This window comes from Klebsiella sp. K5-204 (assembly GCF_030128585.1).
GTDB lineage: Bacteria > Pseudomonadota > Gammaproteobacteria > Enterobacterales > Enterobacteriaceae > Klebsiella > Klebsiella quasipneumoniae.
In genome coordinates, this window is sequence record NZ_JAKUZS010000008.1 from 212,663 (window position 1) to 232,101 (window position 19,439).

Annotated in this window: 15 protein-coding genes; 6 read left to right on the top strand and 9 right to left on the bottom strand. The window is 57.9% G+C overall.

The features are described from left to right. Positions 1 to 39: 39 nt before the first annotated feature. Entirely contained in the window at positions 40 to 888 is an 849-nt protein-coding gene (locus tag MKR05_RS21315; RefSeq protein WP_023291734.1) for an SDR family oxidoreductase, read from the bottom strand. Positions 889 to 978: 90 nt separating this feature from the next. Here MKR05_RS21315 and MKR05_RS21320 point away from each other — a divergent pair, with 90 nt between their 5' ends. Next, entirely contained in the window at positions 979 to 1,350 is a 372-nt protein-coding gene (locus tag MKR05_RS21320) for a helix-turn-helix domain-containing protein (protein ID WP_032429258.1), read from the top strand. 128 nt (positions 1,351 to 1,478) lie between these two features. On the opposite strand, the gene cpdB is transcribed toward MKR05_RS21320, so the two are convergent. Further along, entirely contained in the window at positions 1,479 to 3,422 is a 1,944-nt protein-coding gene (cpdB, locus tag MKR05_RS21325; protein ID WP_238874943.1) for a 2',3'-cyclic-nucleotide 2'-phosphodiesterase, read from the bottom strand. A 192-nt stretch (positions 3,423 to 3,614) separates the two neighbouring features. Between cpdB and cysQ the strand changes: the two genes are divergently transcribed. After that, entirely contained in the window at positions 3,615 to 4,358 is a 744-nt protein-coding gene (gene cysQ, locus MKR05_RS21330; RefSeq protein WP_023291737.1) for a 3'(2'),5'-bisphosphate nucleotidase CysQ, read from the top strand. Here cysQ and MKR05_RS21335 read toward each other — a convergent pair. Continuing rightward, positions 4,348 to 4,905 (bottom strand): YtfJ family protein, encoded by a 558-nt coding sequence (locus MKR05_RS21335; RefSeq protein WP_023291738.1) that lies wholly within the window; start codon positions 4,903 to 4,905, stop codon positions 4,348 to 4,350. The two genes, cysQ and MKR05_RS21335, sit on opposite strands and share 11 nt — an antisense overlap. Before the next feature lie 323 nt (positions 4,906 to 5,228). On the opposite strand from MKR05_RS21335, the gene MKR05_RS21340 reads away from it, so the two are divergent. Continuing rightward, on the top strand, positions 5,229 to 5,435 hold the full coding sequence (locus MKR05_RS21340; protein ID WP_002886707.1) for a DUF1107 domain-containing protein: 207 nt from the start codon (positions 5,229 to 5,231) through the stop codon (positions 5,433 to 5,435). 61 nt (positions 5,436 to 5,496) lie between these two features. Here MKR05_RS21340 and araC read toward each other — a convergent pair whose 3' ends face one another. The 5 genes from araC to msrA form a co-directional block, all read right to left on the bottom strand. Then, entirely contained in the window at positions 5,497 to 6,369 is an 873-nt protein-coding gene (araC, locus tag MKR05_RS21345; RefSeq protein ID WP_044525192.1) for an arabinose operon transcriptional regulator AraC, read from the bottom strand. Between the two features lie 30 nt (positions 6,370 to 6,399). Then, a complete protein-coding gene (locus MKR05_RS21350; RefSeq protein ID WP_110211754.1) occupies positions 6,400 to 8,409 on the bottom strand; it encodes a beta-galactosidase in 2,010 nt (669 codons plus the stop codon). 18 nt (positions 8,410 to 8,427) lie between these two features. Further along, the gene (locus tag MKR05_RS21355) at positions 8,428 to 9,660 is read right to left on the bottom strand and encodes an oligosaccharide MFS transporter (RefSeq protein ID WP_238874945.1); all 1,233 of its coding nucleotides are present in this window, start codon (positions 9,658 to 9,660) and stop codon (positions 8,428 to 8,430) included. A 200-nt stretch (positions 9,661 to 9,860) separates the two neighbouring features. Further along, positions 9,861 to 11,198, bottom strand: a complete 1,338-nt coding sequence (locus tag MKR05_RS21360; protein ID WP_023291742.1) for a hemolysin family protein — start codon at positions 11,196 to 11,198, stop codon at positions 9,861 to 9,863. Positions 11,199 to 11,378: 180 nt separating this feature from the next. After that, on the bottom strand, positions 11,379 to 12,017 hold the full coding sequence (gene msrA, locus MKR05_RS21365) for a peptide-methionine (S)-S-oxide reductase MsrA (RefSeq protein ID WP_002886721.1): 639 nt from the start codon (positions 12,015 to 12,017) through the stop codon (positions 11,379 to 11,381). A gap of 209 nt (positions 12,018 to 12,226) precedes the next feature. Here msrA and tamA point away from each other — a divergent pair, with 209 nt between their 5' ends. The 3 genes from tamA to MKR05_RS21380 are packed head-to-tail and all read left to right on the top strand — an operon-like array spanning position 12,227 to position 18,080. Next, complete coding sequence (gene tamA, locus MKR05_RS21370; RefSeq protein WP_023291743.1) at positions 12,227 to 13,960, top strand: autotransporter assembly complex protein TamA; 1,734 nt, start codon at positions 12,227 to 12,229, stop codon at positions 13,958 to 13,960. After that, positions 13,957 to 17,733, top strand: a complete 3,777-nt coding sequence (gene tamB / locus MKR05_RS21375) for an autotransporter assembly complex protein TamB (RefSeq protein WP_238874947.1) — start codon at positions 13,957 to 13,959, stop codon at positions 17,731 to 17,733. The genes tamA and tamB overlap by 4 nt, the downstream gene beginning before the upstream one ends. 2 nt (positions 17,734 to 17,735) lie before the next feature. Then, positions 17,736 to 18,080, top strand: coding sequence for a gamma-glutamylcyclotransferase (locus tag MKR05_RS21380; protein ID WP_002886724.1), 345 nt, complete (start codon positions 17,736 to 17,738; stop codon positions 18,078 to 18,080). Positions 18,081 to 18,224: 144 nt separating this feature from the next. Here the strand turns inward: MKR05_RS21380 and MKR05_RS21385 are convergent, their stop codons facing one another. Next, positions 18,225 to 19,412 carry a hypothetical protein gene (locus MKR05_RS21385; protein WP_065812793.1) on the bottom strand — a complete coding sequence of 396 codons (1,188 nt, stop codon included), beginning with the start codon at positions 19,410 to 19,412 and terminating at the stop codon, positions 18,225 to 18,227. Positions 19,413 to 19,439 lie beyond the last annotated feature (27 nt).

A 19,439-nucleotide genomic window follows, 5' to 3' on the forward strand; every position in this document is an offset into this window, starting at 1 on the left:
GAACCGCCGGGACGCAACCGCAAAAGCTGAGAGGGGCGGTTACAGCATGCCTTTCACGCTTTCGGCAAGGGAAGTGGTCGGACGGCCGATCAATGTACTCAGGGTGTGGCTGTCGTCAAACAGCCCGCCTTTCGAGGCGCCGACGTCGGAGTCCGCCAGCATATCCGCCAGACCCGCCGGCAGGCCGACGCTTTTCAGCGCGGCGGCGAAGTCGGCTTCGCTGAGGTTCTGATAGACCACGTTTTTCCCGCTGTGCGTGCTCAGCTCGGCAGCCAGGTCGCTCAGCGTCCAGGCGTTATCGCCCGCCAGTTCGTAAACTTTCCCTGCATGGCCTTCACCGGCGATAACGCGGGCGGCCGCGGCGGCATAATCCGCGCGGGTAGCGGAGGCAATTTTACCTTCGCCGGCGGCGCCGATAAACACGCCGTGTTCCAGCGCCGGCGGCGCGCTGGCCAGATAGTTTTCGGTATACCAGCCATTGCGCAGCAGGGCGTAAGCGATGCCAGAGTCGGCCAGCATCTGCTCGGTTTCAATATGCTCTGCGGCCAGGCCCAGCGGCGAAGTGTCGGCGTGCAGCAGGCTGGTATAGGCGATGAATGTCACCCCAGCGGCTTTGGCGGCGTTGATGACGTTACGGTGCTGTACGGCACGCTGGCCGACTTCGCTGGAGGAGATTAACAGCAGTTTATTCACACCCTGCAGCGCGGCGGTCAATGCCGCTTCGTCGCTATAGTCGGCCTGGCGGACGACGACGCCCTGCTGGCTGAGCGCCTGGGCTTTGGCCGGGTTGCGGACAATCGCCACAATCTGGCTGGCAGGAACGGTTTTAAGCAGGTCTTGCAGAACGTAGTGGCCAAGCTGGCCGGTGGCACCGGTAAGGGCGATCATGAGGCTTCTCCTTCGTGTTTATTGGCAGTTGTGGTAAGCTAACACCTTAACTAACTTTTAGTAAGTACGTACAAAAAGGTAAGTATGAAAATGGCCGAACCGACGCTGAGCGATAAACTGCGCAACGGCAATCTGTTTGCGGAACAGTGCCCGTCGCGCGATGTGCTTAAACATGTCACCAGCCGCTGGGGCGTGTTGATTCTGGTGGCGCTGCGCGAGGGGACCCATCGCTTCAGCGATCTGCGGCGCAAAATGGGCGGGGTCAGCGAAAAGATGCTGGCGCAGTCGCTGCAGGCCCTGGAGCAGGATGGTTTTATCGACCGCGTCTCTTATCCGGTGGTGCCGCCGCACGTTGAATATAGCCTGACGCCGCTCGGTCTGCAGGTGAGCGATAAAGTGGCCGCCCTGGCGGACTGGATCGAGGTTAATTTGCCCGCGGTGCTGGCGAGCCACGGGGAGTGAAAATGTATCACTCCCTGTAGCCCCGCCACCGGGGAGATGTACCCGGATAGCGGCTGGCGCCTTATCCGGGCTACCCGTCAGCTCCGGTTTGTAGCCCCGGTAAGCGCAGCGCCACCGGGGAACAGGCATTACTGACTCAAATCCAGCTGATAAATGGCGAAGCCGATATCATCGGCGGCCACCTGGCGCATCGGATACTGGGCTTTCTCTTTGATAAACGCCGCGGCTTTGTCGCCAGGCGAGGTCTCAAAACGAATATCCAGCGGTGTCTTACTGTGGATCGGCGCCAGGCGCCAGTTGTTATCCGCCGCCGGATGGATCGCGCCATCCTTCTTCGATTGCGCCCCAATCCACGCCGCCAGCACCGAACGGTTTTCATCCGGTGAGGCAAAGGCGATATGGCTTTCGCCGGTGCCGGCGAATTTACCGCCGTAAGCGCGATAGTTATTGGTGGCGACCAGGAAAGTGGCCTGCGGATCGACCGGTTTGCCATTGAAGGTCAGGCCCTTGATGCGCTCTGCCTGCGGATGGATCATCTGGCACTCGCCGTCGTAGCGGGCCGGCTGGCTGACGTCGATCTGGTAGTTCACCCCGTCAATCACGTCGAAGTTATAGGTGCGGAAGCCGTCCCAGTTGATCAGCGACTGCGGCTTGCTGCTGGCCGGGTCTATCTGGTTAAACTGCCCGGCCGAGCACTCCAGCCACTCCTTGACCTCCTTCCCGCTGACCTTCATCACCACCAGGGTGTTCGGGTAGAGATAGAGGTCGGCGGCGTTGCGGAAGGTGAGCTGGCCTTTTTCCACTTCCACGAAGCTCGCCGGATCGTTTTTACGCCCGCCGACTTTAAACGGCGCGGCGGCGGAGAGCACCGGCAGTTTCGCCAGATCCGGGTCGCCCTGAATGTAGTGTTCGACGTAGGCTTTTTGCGCCATGTTGACCACCTGCACCGTCGGGTCGTCCTGCACCAGCGCCAGATAGCTGTACATGTTGTCGGCGGACTTGCCGATCGGCTGACTGACGAACTCGCGAGTGGCGTCGTGATCGGCTTTCAGCACCGCCACCAGCTTGCCGTCTTCCGCCGCCAGCGATTTCTTCGCCACCGCGTCGTAGATTGGCCGCGCTTCCGCTTTACTCTGAGTCACCTGCCATTTTCCGCTGTCGTTGTTCAGCACCAGATCGACCACCCCGAGGTGATCGCCCCACATTCCCGGCATTACCGCCGGCACGCCGTTCAGCGTCCCTCTGGCGATATCCGCGCCTTTAATGTTGGCGAAGTCTTTGCCGGGGAACACCGCGTGGGCGTGGCCGAACATGATGGCGTCAACGCCGGGCACCTGGCTTAAGTAGTAGACCGAGTTCTCGGCCATCGCCTGATACGGGTCGGCGGAGAGGCCGGAGTGCGCGACCACCACGACCACGTCAGCGCCTTTCGCCCGCATCTCCGGGATATATTTGCGCGCGGTTTCGGTAATGTCGTTGACCGTCACTTTGCTGCTAAGATTGGCTTTATCCCAGGTCATGATCTGCGGCGGCACAAAGCCGATATAGCCGATGCGCAGGGTATGGGATTGACCGTCGCTGTCCTGAACCGGGGTATCCTGAATCAGGTAGGGGGTGAACAGCGGTTTGCCGGTTTTGGCATCGATGATATTGGCGTTCACGTAGGGGAATTTCGCCCCCGCCAGCGCTTTGTGCAGGAAGTCGAGGCCGTAGTTGAATTCATGGTTGCCCAGGTTGCCGACGGCATAATTCAGGGTGTTCATCGCCTTATACACTGGATGAACATCGCCCTCTTTCAGCCCCCTGGCGGCCATGTAGTCGCCCAGCGGGCTCCCCTGGATCACATCCCCGTTATCTACCAGTACGCTGTTTTTCGCTTCTGCCCGCGCCTGTTCGATCAGGGTGGCGGTACGCACCAGGCCGAATTTCTCCGTGGCGGCATCTTTGTAATAGTCAAAGTCCATCATATTGCTGTGCAGATCGGTGGTTTCCATGATCCGCAGGTCGACCGTTGCGGCGCTGACGCTGGCGGCGATCAGCGTGGCCAGGAGCGTTGCGCTAAACTTAATCATCAGAGGCGTCCTTTTTTTATGAGCGATAGCACAGAAGAAAATGTATTTATATTCTGTTGCTTACAGAAATGTGAATCTTGCCAGAAAAGTGGGCAGCGAAACCGCCATCGTTATCACAGATAGCGGAACTTGCGGTGATGCGATATAAATAAAACAACGAGTTAACGCCACTGTAACCAGACGAGGTGGAGAATGTTAGAACAAGTATGTCAGCTTGCACGGAACGCGGGCGATGCCATCATGGAAGTTTACGATGGAAACCAACCGATCAACGTCGCCAGCAAGAAAGATGATTCTCCGGTCACGGCGGCGGATATCGCGGCGCATAAAGTCATTGTCAGCGGCCTGCAGGCGCTGGATGCCACCATTCCTGTTTTGTCGGAAGAGGACCCGCCGGCCTGGGAAGTGCGTCAGCACTGGCAGCGCTACTGGCTGGTCGACCCGCTGGACGGCACCAAAGAATTTATTAAGCGTAACGGCGAGTTCACCGTCAATATCGCGCTGATTGAAAACGGCAAGCCGACGCTGGGCGTGGTCTACGCGCCGGTGATGAAGGTGATGTACAGCGCGGAAAAAGGCAAAGCCTGGAAAGAAGAGTGCGGCGTGCGCAAGCAGATCCAGGTCCGCGATGCCCGTCCGCCGCTGGTGGTGATCAGCCGCTCCCATGGCAACGATCCGGAGCTGCAGGAGTACCTTGAGCAGCTGGGCGAGCACCAGACCACCTCTATCGGCTCCTCGCTGAAGTTCTGCCTGGTGGCGGAAGGTCAGGCCCAGCTCTATCCGCGCTTCGGGCCGACCAGCACCTGGGACACCGCCGCCGGCCATGCGGTCGCGGTCGCCGCCGGGGCGCATGTTCACGACTGGCAGGGGAAAACCCTCGACTACACGCCGCGTGAATCCTTCCTCAACCCCGGCTTCCGGGTCTCTATTTATTAAGCAGCTTACGCAGCAGGTCGATCACCTGCTGCACCTCCTGCTGGGTGAGCGCGCCGTCTTTCGCCCACTGTACGCGCCCGCTCTTATCCAGCACCACAATCGCGGAGCTCTTCTCGTCCAGTTGCCAGGCTTTCCGCACCAGCCCGTTGCTGTCGACGATAAATTGCGACCACGGGAAGAGCTGTTTATTACTCTCGATACTGTTGCGTACGAACATGCCGGTGCCCGGGATGGCATCGTCGGTATTGACAATGGTGGTGGTCTGATAGCGATCGTGTGGGAAGCTCGCCGCTTTAATCGCCTCGATCAGGTTGGCATTTTTCTCTTTTGCTGACGAGCGACCAGCGATGTGCTGGATGACTCGCACTTTTCCCACCAGCTGCGAGCTATTCCAGTTTTTATAGCTAAACTTATCATTATCCAGAATAAGTTCGCCCCGATCCGCGACGCCGACCGGCGCCACGCGCTGGCCGTCGACAAAGTTATGCGCTGAGGCCAGCAGCGGGAAGAGGAGTAACGAGGCGGCCAGTATGCTACGTAGGGTCATGCGGAATCCTTAATCATTTTTGTGCAGGTGATCCGACCACTTGGTCTCGTTTAATGATAAGTGCGATTGGCGACGATTACCCGCAATGAGGATGCCAGTTTGCGTGTTGACGCACAAATTAGTCGAAAAACGGCGACTTATACTTACTTCATCGTATGTCCGAAACGAAAATTCTGAATTATTGTCATCAAACGGTAAATAAACTTATACACACTGGGTCCCTCTGAGATTCTGGACTATAGTTTTAGGGCATTAAAATTTGCGCTCCCGATACGTGGGCTAACTGTGGCACCACAGGAGCGTAACCCTGGCAGGAGAGAAGAATGAAAATTTTCCAACGCTACAATCCGCTGCAAGTGGCGAAGTACGTGAAGATCCTGTTTCGTGGACGGTTGTACATCAAGGACGTTGGCGCATTTGAATTTGATAAGGGCAAAATCCTTATCCCGAAGGTCAAGGACAAGCTGCATCTGTCAGTGATGTCTGAAGTCAATCGTCAGGTGTTGCGTCTGCAAACTGAGATGGCATAACCTGACACGTAGCAGTACGTAGTAGGTAAAAGACGGCTCCCGATGGGGGCCGTTGATGTTTTCAGCCCTTCATCTCCGCATAGCGTTTGCGATACTCTCCCGGTGGAATGCCGTTATGTTTACGAAACAAGCGGGTGAAATAGACCGGATCGCTGTAACCCACCGATAAGGCAATCTTGTTAAGCGGGAGTGTGGTGCTCTGAATGAGCCACCTGGCGCGGTTGATGCGCTGAGCTTCCCGCCAGGCGTAAACCGTCTGCCCCAGCTCATTTTTGAAAAGGTGCGCCAGACGTGAAGGAGAGATAAATACCATCGCCGCCAGGGTCTCGATTTTTACCTCTTGCGCGATATGGGCGTTAAGGTAGTCGCAGACGGCGTTAATTCGCGGATCGTGGGCGTGGCGGTTGCTGATGGGCTGTTGCTGAAAACAGCGGAGGATCAACCTTTCCAGGGCGTTCATCGCCAGCGCTTCCGACAGCGGCGCGGAGGCCGAGTGGTGGCGTATCACTTCATGGAACAGATCGCGCAGGTGCTGGAGCTGGTCGGGGCCAGCAACGGTCGTTTTGCCGATGCCGTGCGTGGTTTGGTCCCATTTTAGCCAGTCTATCCAGTAGGGGCGGGGAATAAAGTAGATCCAGAGATGGTCCCAATACTCGCTGTGTTCGTCTCTGCCGTAATGATGAGGCACGCCGGGGGGAAACAGCAGCAGATCGTTTTCCCGACACAGAAGAAAGCCATCGCCCGCTTTCGCCCGCGCCTGGCCACGCAGGGTCAGATTGATGATGTAACCTTTCATCCCCTGCGGACGATTAATGTAGTAGTCCAGTTTGGAGCCGCGGGTTATCGGCGTGAAGCCCGCGACAACCCAGGCATTGAAGGTAAAGGTTTTCATCAATGGCGAGAAATTGAGTAGCTCATTGATATCAAGTTCCATTCTCTCTCCCACCTGAGCGTCGCAGCGTCATTACCTTTCGATGATAGTAAATTCCCATGCCCTGAGGCGCAACGGCTGGCCGCAGCGCACTGTTTCCCCGCTCAGCAGGTCGTTCCCCGCCGTTTCGCTACCGAAATCGAGCGTCTCGCCAGAGTAATTGAACAGGAAGTGGATGGTTTTCCCGGCGCGATTACGCATCTTTTTGACCACTAATGGGTAGCGATAGGCGGAAGTGCGCGAGCGCAATGCGAGATCGGCAGTGAGTACATCAAACAGCTGGCTAATCAATCGCTTCTGCGGCAGGAAGCCAACGTACATCGATCGTCCCCGGCCATAATCCGCTTCGGTGGCGGCCGCGTACTCGCCCCATGCCGGATGCTGATAGCGCAGCAGAGTGCGGGTCCCGGCATCGGGCGTCAGCAGCTCCATCCACAGCTCCGCCTGATTGTCGTTGCGGCAATCAATATCCGCGCAGCATGAGCTTACCGTTGTCCCTTCCGGCAGGGTGAACTGGCTGTAGCTGACGCCGCAGCTCTGCCGCAGGATCCCAGGCTGCGCGCTGCGGCGCACTTTGACGTTTTCATCGCTAAAGCCCGATTTAAAGCCGATAAGCGCTCTGCCGCCCTCGGCGATATAGTGGTTGATACGCGCCAGCAGGCCATCATCGGCAGCGTACAGGCCGGGAACGATCAGCACCCGGTAGCGAGAAGTCTCCTCGTTGACGTCGTGGATGATATCGAGGCTGATATTGTGGTCATACAGCGCATCGTGGAAGCGGCGGAAAATATCGTTATAAATATTGCCCTCGGCGTCGCCGGGGCGGAACTGGTTAAGGGCGTCCATTGCCTCATTGCTTATCAGCAGCGCAACGTCGTTTTCGGCCTTCAGCTCCGCCAGCTGCGGCGACAGGCGGGCAAAGTCAGCCCCGATAGTGGTGGCCTCCTGCCAGGTCGGATTACGCGAGAAGTCGTGGCTGAGCAGCCCCTTCCAGTAGGTTTCGAAGGCGTTATGAATTGAATGCCAATGCCAGTAGGAGACCATGGCGGCGCCGGAGGCGATATGGCTGAACGCCTGCAGGCGCAGCTGGCCCGGGAAGGGAGTCCACTGGGCGAAACCCTGCGCCTGCGTTTCCAGCACGAAGTAGTTCTGGCCCGGCTTAAGCGAGCGGGTGATGGCGCCGCCGAAGGCGATTTCCCGCCCGGTCAGGTGCGCCTGGCTCGGGTGATAGATATCAACACCGGCGATATCCAGTGCCTGCGCTGCCGCAAAATGGTCGACCCGCGGCTGCACGCCGTAAGAGTAACCGCGCCATTCAAAATCGAAGTTGTGGGTGACGAACTGGTGCGGCTGGGCGTACTCGCGCACGATCTCCGCCTGCCAGGCCAGATACTCGGTGACCTGCTGGCGCTGATAACGGAAAAAGGCGCAGGCGAGGCTGGCGTTGATGGTATTTTCCACCGGCGGAAAATCCTGCCAGCGGTCAATGCGGTTGCTCCAGTAATCCAGACCGAAATCGTGATTCAGCTGCCGGAGGTCAGGATATTTCTCCTGCAGGCTGCGCACAAAGCCCTCCTGCATATAGCGGCCGATATTGTCGTAATGCTTGGTTTCGTTATCCAGTTGCCAGCCGATAATTGCCGGATGGTGCTGCACATGCGCCATCAGCGTGCGGATAATTTTTTCGGCATAGCGGCGAAAGGTCGGGTTGACGATATCCATGATCTGCCGTGGGCCATACTTTTGCTGCCCTGTGACGGTGGTGACCAGAATATCGGGATGTTTCGCCGCCAGCCAGGCCGGGACCGCGTAGGTCGGCGTCCCGACGATGACCGCGATGCCGGCCTCATGCATCGCCGCCAGCACCCGGTCGATATGGTAGAAATTGTACTGGCCCTCTTCGGGCTCCAGCGTACTCCATGTGGACTCGGCGATACGCACCACGTTAATGCCGGTTTCGCGCATTAAGGCAATATCCTTGGCCAGCCGATCTTCCGGCATATATTCATCGTAATACGCCACGCCATAAAATAACTGAGACATGCAGACTACCTCCTGACATTAATTCGCGGGCACAGGTTGTGAAGAGAACACGCGCGCTTTATCCAGCGTGATAAACGAAATGAGCGTGAAGCACAGGGCGATACTTCCCAGCACGATATAGCTGCTGGTAAAGCCCATTCTCTGGTACATATGGCCGATGCCGGTGGAGAGGAAAATAGAGCTAAAGCTTTTTGAAAACTGAAAACCAATTAAGTAAACCGTCGCTGAAAGCAGGGGGTTAAAGTTAGCGGTAATATATTTAAGCGCCGCGACGAGTAACACCGAGCTTTCAAATCCATGGAGAAGTTTAATCAGGCTGATGGATATCGGGCCAATAGCCCACGCGGAACCGATAATGCGCAAGCTCATAATCAGCCCGCAGTATAACAGCGCATTTTTGGGGCCGATTTTATTCACAAACCACGGCGCAAAGAACATGACGACGGCATCAACGAAAATCTGTCCTGTCGTTAAATAACCGAAGACTTCTGCGCCCCGGGCTTTACTCTCAAAAAAGTGGCTGTAGTAGATAGCGAACTGCTGGTCATAGGTTTCATAGACCGCGCCCACACCAATCACATAGAGCGCGAAGAACCAGAATTTTTTAATTTTCAGCAGCGAGGCGGCATCGCGGAGGGTGACCGGAGACGTTTTGCCAGACAGTAGCCCCTGCTGCTGATGGGTGCTGATCTGCATTTTCCAGACAATCACCAGCAGGCAGACACCTGCCGCGCTGGCCAGCCAGAAAATCATGTTCTGATCGATGCCGTAGAGCTTTCCTGCCGCAAAGGTGCCGATCGCGGCGCCGATGCCGCCGAACATCCTCGCCCGACCAAATTCGAAGCCGGAGGCGCGGCTGACCTTATCGATGTAGGCTTCGCAAATCCCGCAGCCTGCGCCGTAGGCCATGCCAATATAGAGGCCGCCAGCCAGTGCGCCGAGGAACACATTTATTTTTAACAGAGGCGCGAAGACATAGATCCAGTATGGGGCGAATAAGGTGATAATGATCGCCAGCATCCACATCAAATTCTTACGATACACCAGCTTATCCGATATAAAACCGAATAATGGCTGAACGCAGACGGCCACAATGGCGGTGAAAGAATAAACCAGACCGACGTCCGTGTAGTTAATACCGATGGTTTCCGTTAACCACAGTGATAAATAGGGGTAGCAGCATCCCCAGCCTATAAAGAAAAACAGGAAAAACAGACAGCTGATAAAGTAATTTTTATTCGACGTTATCATGGTAACCCTCGCTTCCTTTATTCAGGAATATGATCGTGTAGACGCGAGCAACGTTACCTTTTTGCGCATGGGGGAGTCATGAACGTTTCGCTATGGAGCAGTAATAATCTGCTATCGGCAGAGGGGCGTGAGCCGCTTCACATTCGGGCAATAAAAAGGGCGGATGATCATCCGCCCTTAAGAGAGAGAAAAGATGACGCTCAGGCGTTCTGGCTTTCCGCCGCTTCCGACTGCTTGGGCACCAGCACCGTTGGCTTGTTATCGATGCGGGTCACCAGCAGCTGGTCGATACGGTAGTTGTCGATATCCACGACCTCGAACTTATAGCCGGAGAACTTCACCGCGTCGGTGCGCTTGGGGATTTTACGCAGCATAAACATCATAAAGCCGCCGATGGTCTCGTAGTTCCCGGACTGCGGAAACTCGTCGATATCCAGCACGCGCATCACGTCATCAATCGGCGTACCGCCATCGATCAGCCACGAGTTTTCATCGCGAGCGACGATCTGCTCTTCCAGCCCCTGGCCGACGAGATCGCCCATCAAAGTCGTCATCACGTCGTTAAGGGTGATGATCCCGACCACCAGCGCATATTCATTCATGATCACCGCGAAGTCTTCCCCGGCGGTTTTGAAACTTTCCAGCGCTTCGGAGAGGGTCAGGGTATCCGGGACGATCAGCGTGTTGCGGATCTGCACGCCGCCGGTCAGCACCAGGCTCTGGTTCGCCAGCACGCGGTTCAGCAGATCTTTGGAATCGACGTAGCCGATAATATGGTCGATATCTTCATTACAGACGAGGAACTTCGAGTGCGGATGCTCGGCCACTTTATTCTTCAGGCTCTGCTCGTCTTCATGCAAATCAAACCAAATGACGCTTTCACGCGGGGTCATGGAGGAAGGAACGGTGCGGGACTCCAGCTCGAACACGTTCTCAATCAGCTCATGCTCCTGCTTGCGCAGCACCCCGGCCAGCGCGCCGGCCTCAACCACGGCATAGATATCGTCGGAGGTGATATCGTCTTTCCGCACCATCGGCAGTTTGAAGATGCGGAAGATCATATTAGCCATGCCGTTAAACAACCACACCAGCGGGCGGAAGACTAACAGGCAGAAGCGCATCGGGTTGATGATGCGCAGGGCCACGGTTTCGGGCGCAATCATACCGATGCGTTTCGGAGTCAGGTCAGCAAACAGGATGAACAAGCTGGTGACCAGGGTAAAAGAGATGATGAAGCTCAGCTGCTCGGAGAGCTCCGGTGACATATACCCGCTGAGCAGGCTATAAAACGCCGGGGAGAAGGCCGCGTCGCCCACGATACCGCCCAGAATGGCGACGGCGTTAAGGCCAATCTGCACAACGGTAAAGAAGGTGCCCGGGTTCTCCTGCATCTTCAGCACCCGCTGTGCGTTGACGTTGCCTTCATCGGCCAGCAGTTTCAGTTTGATTTTACGTGAGGCGGCCAGTGAGATTTCCGATATCGAAAAAAAGGCACTGACGGCTATCAGACAGAGTATTACTAAAATACTGTTTAACATATCTTTTCTGACCGTTGAGGTCAGATCCTCGGAAGGGAAGTTGATAACTCAAATGTGGAATACATAAAAAACCGGTCCGAAGGCGCTGGACCGGCTGTCACACTGGGTAGTATAGCGTAAGGGAATGTAAAGCCGCCAGAGCGTTCATTAACCGCCTCGCTGTTGAGGCGGAAATCAGAATTACGCCTGAGGCGGCAGGCAGACGCCAATGCCGCCGATGCCGCAATAGCCGTGCGGGTTCTTATACAGATACTGCTGGTGATCGTCCTCGGCATAGTAGAACGGTTTGGCGGTGGCGATCTCGGTGGTGATGTGCCGGGTATCGTGCGCGTCGTTCATCGCCGCCTGGAAGCGCGCGAGGCTGGCCTTTGCCGCTTCCGTCTGTTCCGGCGTCAACGGGTAAATCGCCGAACGGTACTGGGTGCCGTGGTCGTTACCCTGTCTCATTCCCTGCGCCGGGTCGTGATTTTCCCAGAACACCTGCAATAACTGCTCATAGCTGATGACCTGCGGATCGTAGACCACGCGAACCGCTTCCGCGTGACCGGTCTGGCCGCTGCACACTTCGCGATAGGTCGGATTGGGCGTATAGCCGCCAGTGTAGCCGGCGGCGGTGCTGTAAACCCCCGGCAATTGCCAGAACAGACGTTCAACTCCCCAGAAGCAGCCCATGGCGAACAGCGCGACTTCCATCCCCGCCGGGACGTTGGTCATCGAGTGGCCGTTAACTGCGTGGAGCGTCGCCACTGGCATCGGGGTATTGCGTCCAGGCAGCGCATCCGCCTGGGCGACAAGATGCGTTTTATCAAATAGACTCACGGTGGGCCTCTCAATACAGAAATCGTCGTTAAGGTTGTAACGAAGCGTGTCTTTTAACACAATAAATACGCGTAATACGTCTAGATTAATACATAAGAATTATTTGGGTTATTGCCACTTTTTCAACCCTACGTTGTTAGGGTTTTGTTAAGCCGTGGAGCGGCGCCAGTGTTTCCTGTAGGGGGAAACAGGGATATTCAGGAGAAAATGTGCTAAAAATCCGCCAGTTATGTGTCACCAGCCTTTTGCTGGTCAGCGGGATCGCCAGCGCAGCGAATGTGCGTTTGCAGGTTGAAGGATTATCCGGGGAGCTGGAGAAAAACGTTCGCGCCCAGCTTTCCACCATCCAGAGTGATGAGGTCACGCCGGATCGTCGCTTTCGCGCGCGCGTCGATGACGCCATTCGCGAAGGTCTGAAAGCGCTGGGGTATTACGAGCCGACGATTGAATTTGATCTTCGTCCGCCGCCGAAAAGGGGCCGTCAGGTGCTGATCGCCAAAGTGACCCCGGGTGAGCCGGTACGCATTGGCGGCACCGAGGTGATTCTGCGCGGCGGCGCCCGCACCGACAGCGACTATCTGGCGCTGTTGAAAACCCGCCCGGCCATCGGGACGGTGCTCAACCACGGCGATTACGACGGTTTCAAGAGCTCCCTGACCCGCGTCGCCCTGCGCAAAGGCTACTTTGACAGCGAGTTCAATAAAAGCCAGCTGGGGGTCTCCCTCGACCGCCATCAGGCGTTCTGGGATATCGATTACGACAGCGGCGAACGCTATCGCTTTGGCCACGTCACCTTCTCCGGATCGCAAATCCGTGATGAATACCTGCAAAACCTCGTGCCGTTTAAAGAGGGCGACTACTACACCTCTCAGGACCTGGCCGAGCTAAACCGCCGCCTGGCGGCGACCGGGTGGTTCAGTTCGGTGGTGGTGGCGCCTGATTTTGCTAAGTCACGGAAAACCAAGGTGCTGCCTCTGCAGGGCGTTGTCTCGCCACGCAAAGAGAACACCGTGGAAACCGGGGTAGGGTACTCCACAGACGTCGGTCCGCGGGTAAAAGCCACGTGGAAAAAACCGTGGATGAACTCCTATGGCCACAGCCTGACCTCCAGCGTCAGCCTCTCCGCCCCGGAGCAGCAGTTCGACTTCACCTATAAAGTCCCGCTGCTCAAGAGCCCGCTCGAGCAGTACTATCTGATGCAGGGCGGCTTTAAGCGTACCGATCTCAATGACACCCAGGCTGACTCCACCACCCTTGGGTTGTCGCGTTTCTGGGAGATGTCGAGCGGCTGGCAGCGGGCGATCAACCTGCGCTGGAGCCTGGACCACTTTACCCAGGCGAACGTCACCAACACCACCATGCTGATTTACCCCGGGGTCTCGGTGAACCGCACTCGCTCCCGCGGCGGCCTGATGCCCACCTGGGGCGATTCCCAGCGCTACTCGGTGGACTACTCCAACACCATGTGGGGCTCGGACATCAACTTCATCGTGATGCAGGCCCAGGACGTCTGGATCCGTACCCTCTATGACCGCCACCGCTTTGTGGTGCGCGGCAACCTGGGCTGGATCGAAGCGGACAACTTTGACAAGGTGCCGCCGGACCTGCGCTTTTTCGCCGGGGGCGATCGCAGTATTCGCGGCTATAAATACAAATCCATCTCGCCGAAGGACGATGACGGCAAGCTGATCGGGGCCTCGAAGCTGGCCACCGGCTCGCTGGAATATCAGTACAACGTCAGCGGCAAATGGTGGGGCGCCGTGTTTGTCGATAGCGGCGAAGCGGTCAGCGATATTCGCGAAAGTGATTTCAAAACCGGCGCCGGGGTGGGCGTGCGCTGGCAGTCGCCGGTGGGGCCGATCAAGCTGGATATCGCCCGGCCAATCGGCGACAAAGAAGAGCATGGTTTACAGTTTTACATCGGTCTGGGGCCTGAATTATGAGTTTATGGAAGAAGATAAGCCTCGGCGTCTTAATCGTGTTGGTCCTCCTGCTGGGCACCGTCGGGTTCCTGGTGGGCACCACCACCGGCTTGCATCTGGTGTTCAAAGCGGCGGATCGCTGGGTACCGGGGCTGGAAATCGGCAAAGTGACCGGCGGCTGGCGTGATTTAACCCTCGATAATGTCCGCTATGAGCAGCCCGGCGTGGCGGTCACCGCCGGCCAGTTTCATCTTAGCGTCAGGTTGCGCTGCCTGTGGGACAGCAGTCTGTGCGTAAACGACATCTCGCTGCGCGATGTTTACGTCGCCGTCGATACGAAGAAGATGCCGCCCTCTGCGCCGGTCGAGGAAGAGGACAGCGGGCCGCTGAATCTCTCCACCCCTTATCCGATCGCCCTCAGCCGCGTCGCGCTGCATAACGTCAACGTCAAAATCGACGATACCGCGGTCTCTGTGCGCGATTTTTCCACCGGCCTGAACTGGCAGGAGAAAAACCTGACCCTGACGCCGACCTCGCTGCAGGGGCTGCTGATCGCCCTGCCGAAGGTGGCGAAAGTGGCGCAGGAGCAGGTGGTTGAACCGAAAATCGACAACCCGCAGCCGCAGGAAAAACCGCTCGGCGAGACGATGACCGACCTCTTCTCGCAGCCGGTGCTGCCGGCGATGACCGACGTCCATCTGCCGCTGAACCTCAATATTGAGGCGTTCCGCGGCGAACAGCTGCGCCTCACCGGCGATACCGATATCACCGTGTATAACCTGCTGCTGAAAGTCAGCAGTATCGACGGGCAGATGAAGCTCGACGCCCTCGATATCGACTCCGATCAGGGCAAAGTCACCGCCTCGGGCAGCGCCCAGCTGCAGGATAACTGGCCGGTAGACATCACCCTCGCCGGAACGCTGAACGTCGACCCGATGAAAGGGGAGAAAGTGCAGCTGAAGGTGGGCGGCGAGATACGTAAAACGCTTAAGGTCGGGGTGGACTTAAGCGGGCCGGTAGCGGCCACGCTGCGGGCGGACGCGCAGCTGGCGGAGGCCGGGCTGCCGCTCAATATGGAGCTGAAGAGCAAGCAGCTCGCCTGGCCGTTCAGCGGCGAGAAGCAGTTCCAGGCCGACGACGTCCAGCTGAAGTTCAGCGGCAAAATGACCGACTACGCGCTGGCCTTCTCCACCGCGGTGAAAGGCCAGTCGCTGCCGCCGGCGAAAATCGCCCTCAACGCCAAAGGCAATGAGCGGCAGATCAATCTCGACAAGCTGACGGTCAATGCCCTCGAAGGGAAAACCGAGCTGAAGGCGCTCCTCGACTGGCAGCAGGCGATCAGCTGGCGCGGCGAGCTGACCCTCGACGGCATCAACACCGCCAAAGAGGTGCCGGACTGGCCGTCGAAGCTCAACGGCAGGATCAAGACCCAGGGCAGCCTGTACGGCGGCAGCTGGCAGATGTCGGTGCCGGAGCTGAAAATTACCGGCAACGTGAAACAGAACAAGGTGGATGTCTCCGGCTCGCTGCAGGGTAACAGCTATCTGCAGTGGAAGATCCCGGGGCTGCATCTGGCGTTAGGCCCGAACAGCGCCGATATCAAAGGCGAGCTGGGGGTGAAGGATCTGAATCTCGACGCCACCATCGATGCGCCGCACCTGGATAATGCGCTGCCGGGGCTCGGCGGGACGGCGAAGGGGCTGGTGAAAGTGCGCGGCACTGTCGATGCGCCGCAGCTGCTGGCGGACATCACCGCCCGGGCGCTGCGCTGGCAGGAGCTGAGCATCGCCCAGGTCAACGTCAAAGGGGATGTGAAATCCACCGATCAGATTGGCGGCAACCTGGACGTGCGGGTGGATCGCATCAGCCAGCCGGGGGTGAATATCAGCCTGGTGCAGCTCAATGCCAAAGGCACTGAGAAGCAGCATGAGCTGCGGCTGCGGGTGCAGGGCGATCCGGTTTCCGGCCAGCTGGCGCTGGCGGGCAGCTTCGATCGTCAGGCCGAGCGCTGGAGAGGCGCGCTAAGCGATACCCGCTTCCAGACGCCGGTAGGGCCGGTAGCGCTGACGCGCAGTATTGCGCTGGACTACCGTAACCAGGAGCAGAAAATCAGCATCGGGCCACACTGCTGGACCAACCCGAACGCCGAACTCTGCGTGCCTGAGACCATTGACGCGGGCGCCAGCGGGCGGGCGCGGGTGAATCTCAACCGCTTCGACCTGGCGATGCTTAAGCCGTTTATGCCGGAGGCGACCCAGGCCAGCGGCGTGTTTACCGGTAATGCCGATGTCAGCTGGGACACCACCAAAGAGGGGCTGCCGCAGGGCAAAGTGACCCTCAGCGGGCGCAACGTCAAAGTGACCCAGGTGGTCAATGACGCCCCGTTGCCGGTGGCGTTCGATACGCTGAACCTCAGCGCCGATCTGCACAACAATCGCGCGGAGCTGGGCTGGCTTATCCGCCTGACCAACAATGGCCAGCTGGATGGGCAGGTGCAGGTCACCGACCCGCAGGGGCGGCGTAACCTCGGCGGCAACGTCAATATCAGCAACTTCTCGCTGGCGATGATCAACCCGATTTTCGCCCGCGGTGAAAAGGCGGAGGGACGGCTCAACGCCCGTCTGCGCCTGGGCGGCAACGTGAAAAGTCCACAGCTGTTCGGCCAGATGCAGCTAAGCGGGGTGGATATCGACGGCAACTTTATGCCGTTTGATATGCAGCCGAGCCAGCTGGCGATGAACTTCAACGGTACGCGCTCGACCCTGCAGGGGACGGTGAACACCCGTCAGGGGCAAATCGCCCTTAGCGGGAACGCCGACTGGACGCAGATCGATAACTGGCGGGCGCAGATTGCGGCGAAGGGCAGCCGGGTGCGGATCACCGTGCCGCCGATGGTCCGTCTCGATGTATCGCCGGACGTGGTGTTTACCGCCACGCCAAGCCTGTTCAACCTCGATGGCAAGGTGGATGTGCCCTGGGCGCGGATCGTGGTCAACGAGGTGCCGGAGAGCGCGGTCGGCGTGTCGTCGGACGAAGTGATGCTCGACAAAAACCTCAAGCCGATTAAGCAGCAGAGCGCCGGGATCCCGATCAACAGCAACCTGACGATCCACGTCGGCAACAACGTTCGTCTGGAAGCCTTCGGTCTGAAAGCGCGTCTGACCGGCGATCTGAAAGTGGCGCAGGACAAGCAGGGGCTGGGACTCAACGGGCAGATCAATATTCCGGACGGCCGCTTCCACGCCTATGGCCAGGATTTGATTGTGCGCAAAGGGGAGCTGCTGTTCTCCGGTCCGCCGGATCAGCCGTTGCTGAATATCGAAGCGATTCGTAACCCGGATGCCACCGAAGACGACGTGATCGCCGGCGTTCGCGTCACCGGCTCCGCCGATCAGCCGAAAGCGGAGATCTTCTCCGACCCGGTTATGTCCCAGCAGGAAGCGCTGTCTTATCTGCTGCGCGGCCAGGGTTTGAGCAGCGGACAGAGCGATAGCGCCGCGATGACCTCAATGCTTATTGGTATGGGGGTTGCACAAAGTGGTCAGGTTGTGGGTAAAATCGGCGAGACGTTTGGCGTAAGCAATTTGGCGTTGGACACCGAAGGGGTAGGCGACTCTTCCCAGGTGGTGGTCAGCGGCTATGTACTGCCGGGTCTGCAGGTAAAATACGGGGTCGGTATCTTCGATTCCCTGGCGACGCTGACTTTACGTTATCGCCTGATGCCTAAGCTATATGTGGAAGCGGTGTCTGGCATCGACCAGGCGCTCGATTTGCTCTATCAGTTTGAGTTTTAGCAATGCGAATATTTGTTTACGGCAGTTTACGACGCAAACAAGGCAACAGCCACTGGATGACCAACGCCCAGTGGCTGGGCGCTCATAGTGTCGACGATTATCAGCTGTACAGCCTGGGCCACTATCCAGGCGCGGTGCCCGGCGAAGGCACAGTACATGGTGAAGTTTATCGTATTGATGCATCGACGCTGGCCGAACTGGATGCGCTCCGCACCAAGGGGGGCGAGTATGCGCGCCACCTGATTCAGACGCCTTACGGCAGCGCATGGATGTATGTCTATCAACGTTCCGTTGAGGGTTGTACGTTGATAGCGAACGGCAACTGGTTGGATCGCGACCAGTATTAACCACGACAGCGCCACCTTCGGGTGGCGTTGTTTTTTCTGCGCCCGCCTCTTACCAGAGCGGCAGATAATCTCTCGCCAGCCACATCGTGGAAGCCAGCGTCGTCAGCGCGAGGAATAATAATCGTCGTGTTGGGGTGCTGAACATTACATGACCTCCTCGGGCGTGGTTTGGGGGGCTGCCTCCCGCAGGTAACGCCGCATCGCCGATCGCAGCTTCAGCCAGTCAGCCACCCGGTGTGACAATAACCAGGCCGTTGGGCCAATCAGCTCCAGTACCGCCAGTATCCCGCCAAAGCAGAGTAACAATAAGGACAGCATGTCCAGTGAATCCTGAACCTGCCACCAGACGCGTCGGCCTGACTGAAGGGCGCTGATGATTTCTACCCCGAGAAATAGCAGATACATCACCAGCGCTAGGCCGTAAAACAGGTAATAAAGCAGCGACAGCTGTCTGCGTCCAGGATAGAGCGGATGGTTTTTTACATAAGCCGCGCCGTCGCTGGCATTGTATAGCGCATGGATCGCCCGGCTGTCGCGCTCGTATACGGCGACGATACGATCGCCAGTGGCAAGAAACGGTGGCTGACGACGATAGAGAACAGGATGCAGCGCGAAATTAGCGCAGCCAGCCTGCCACCAGAAGGCCAGCGGCAGGGAACCGCATTGTATCCCGAGGCCGTGATATTCCCGCGTAGGATTGCCCGCATACCACTTCTTAAAGTGGGTATCGGTGATGATGTCTGTCTTAACCGCATAGCGTTCCGGCAGGGCATGCGTAAAAGGCATCGCCGACCGGCGGACGGCCCGCGGCGTTGCGGGTAGCGGCTGGCAAAAAGAAAAGTCGCGGCGGCGGGCCTGCGCCATCTTCGCCAGCAGATCGCGCATGGCGGGGTGCCGTTTTAGCGCCGGGTGGAACAGTCGCTCGCAGAGCCCGGTTAACAGCGCGATGAAGGCCAGTACCGCGATAATGCCGCAGCCGAATTTTGCCCATTCTGAGGCGCCCACCAGGAGCGGAATAAGGGAGACGATGAGCGTCAGCAGGCTGATAATTAGCAGCGGCCGGGCCCAGCGCTTGACGCGTTGACTGGGCTCAAGGAGCGTTTCGCCATCGCTGAGCCAGTGGATCCAGTAACTGCCGTTGTCCAGGCGGCGGGCGCCGAGATACAGAGGCTGATGGGTCTTCAGGCGGTCAAAAAGCGAGGGGGCGTTAAAATAGCGTTTATCGGTATAAAAGACATGGTCGCCGGCGATAAGGCGCAGATACCCCTGTTTTTCAGAGGCGGCGGTTGTGAAGCCAGAAAAGTTAAGAGTGAAATAGCGAACGCTTTTCACGGGACACCCTCCATGGTGTTATCGCGG

Bases quoted from the DNA above. Each gene is read 5' to 3' on its own strand.
- MKR05_RS21320 (WP_032429258.1), top strand. From the start codon at position 979: ATGGCCGAACCGACGCTGAGCGATAAACTGCGCAACGGCAATCTGTTT.
- MKR05_RS21340 (WP_002886707.1), top strand. From the start codon at position 5,229: ATGAAAATTTTCCAACGCTACAATCCGCTGCAAGTGGCGAAGTACGTG.
- MKR05_RS21350 (WP_110211754.1), bottom strand. From the start codon at position 8,409: ATGTCTCAGTTATTTTATGGCGTGGCGTATTACGATGAATATATGCCG.
- cysQ (WP_023291737.1), top strand. From the start codon at position 3,615: ATGTTAGAACAAGTATGTCAGCTTGCACGGAACGCGGGCGATGCCATC.
- MKR05_RS21355 (WP_238874945.1), bottom strand. From the start codon at position 9,660: ATGATAACGTCGAATAAAAATTACTTTATCAGCTGTCTGTTTTTCCTG.
- tamB (WP_238874947.1), top strand. From the start codon at position 13,957: ATGAGTTTATGGAAGAAGATAAGCCTCGGCGTCTTAATCGTGTTGGTC.
- cpdB (WP_238874943.1), bottom strand. From the start codon at position 3,422: ATGATTAAGTTTAGCGCAACGCTCCTGGCCACGCTGATCGCCGCCAGC.
- MKR05_RS21335 (WP_023291738.1), bottom strand. From the start codon at position 4,905: ATGACCCTACGTAGCATACTGGCCGCCTCGTTACTCCTCTTCCCGCTG.
- MKR05_RS21360 (WP_023291742.1), bottom strand. From the start codon at position 11,198: ATGTTAAACAGTATTTTAGTAATACTCTGTCTGATAGCCGTCAGTGCC.
- MKR05_RS21380 (WP_002886724.1), top strand. From the start codon at position 17,736: ATGCGAATATTTGTTTACGGCAGTTTACGACGCAAACAAGGCAACAGC.
- araC (WP_044525192.1), bottom strand. From the start codon at position 6,369: ATGGAACTTGATATCAATGAGCTACTCAATTTCTCGCCATTGATGAAA.
- MKR05_RS21315 (WP_023291734.1), bottom strand. From the start codon at position 888: ATGATCGCCCTTACCGGTGCCACCGGCCAGCTTGGCCACTACGTTCTG.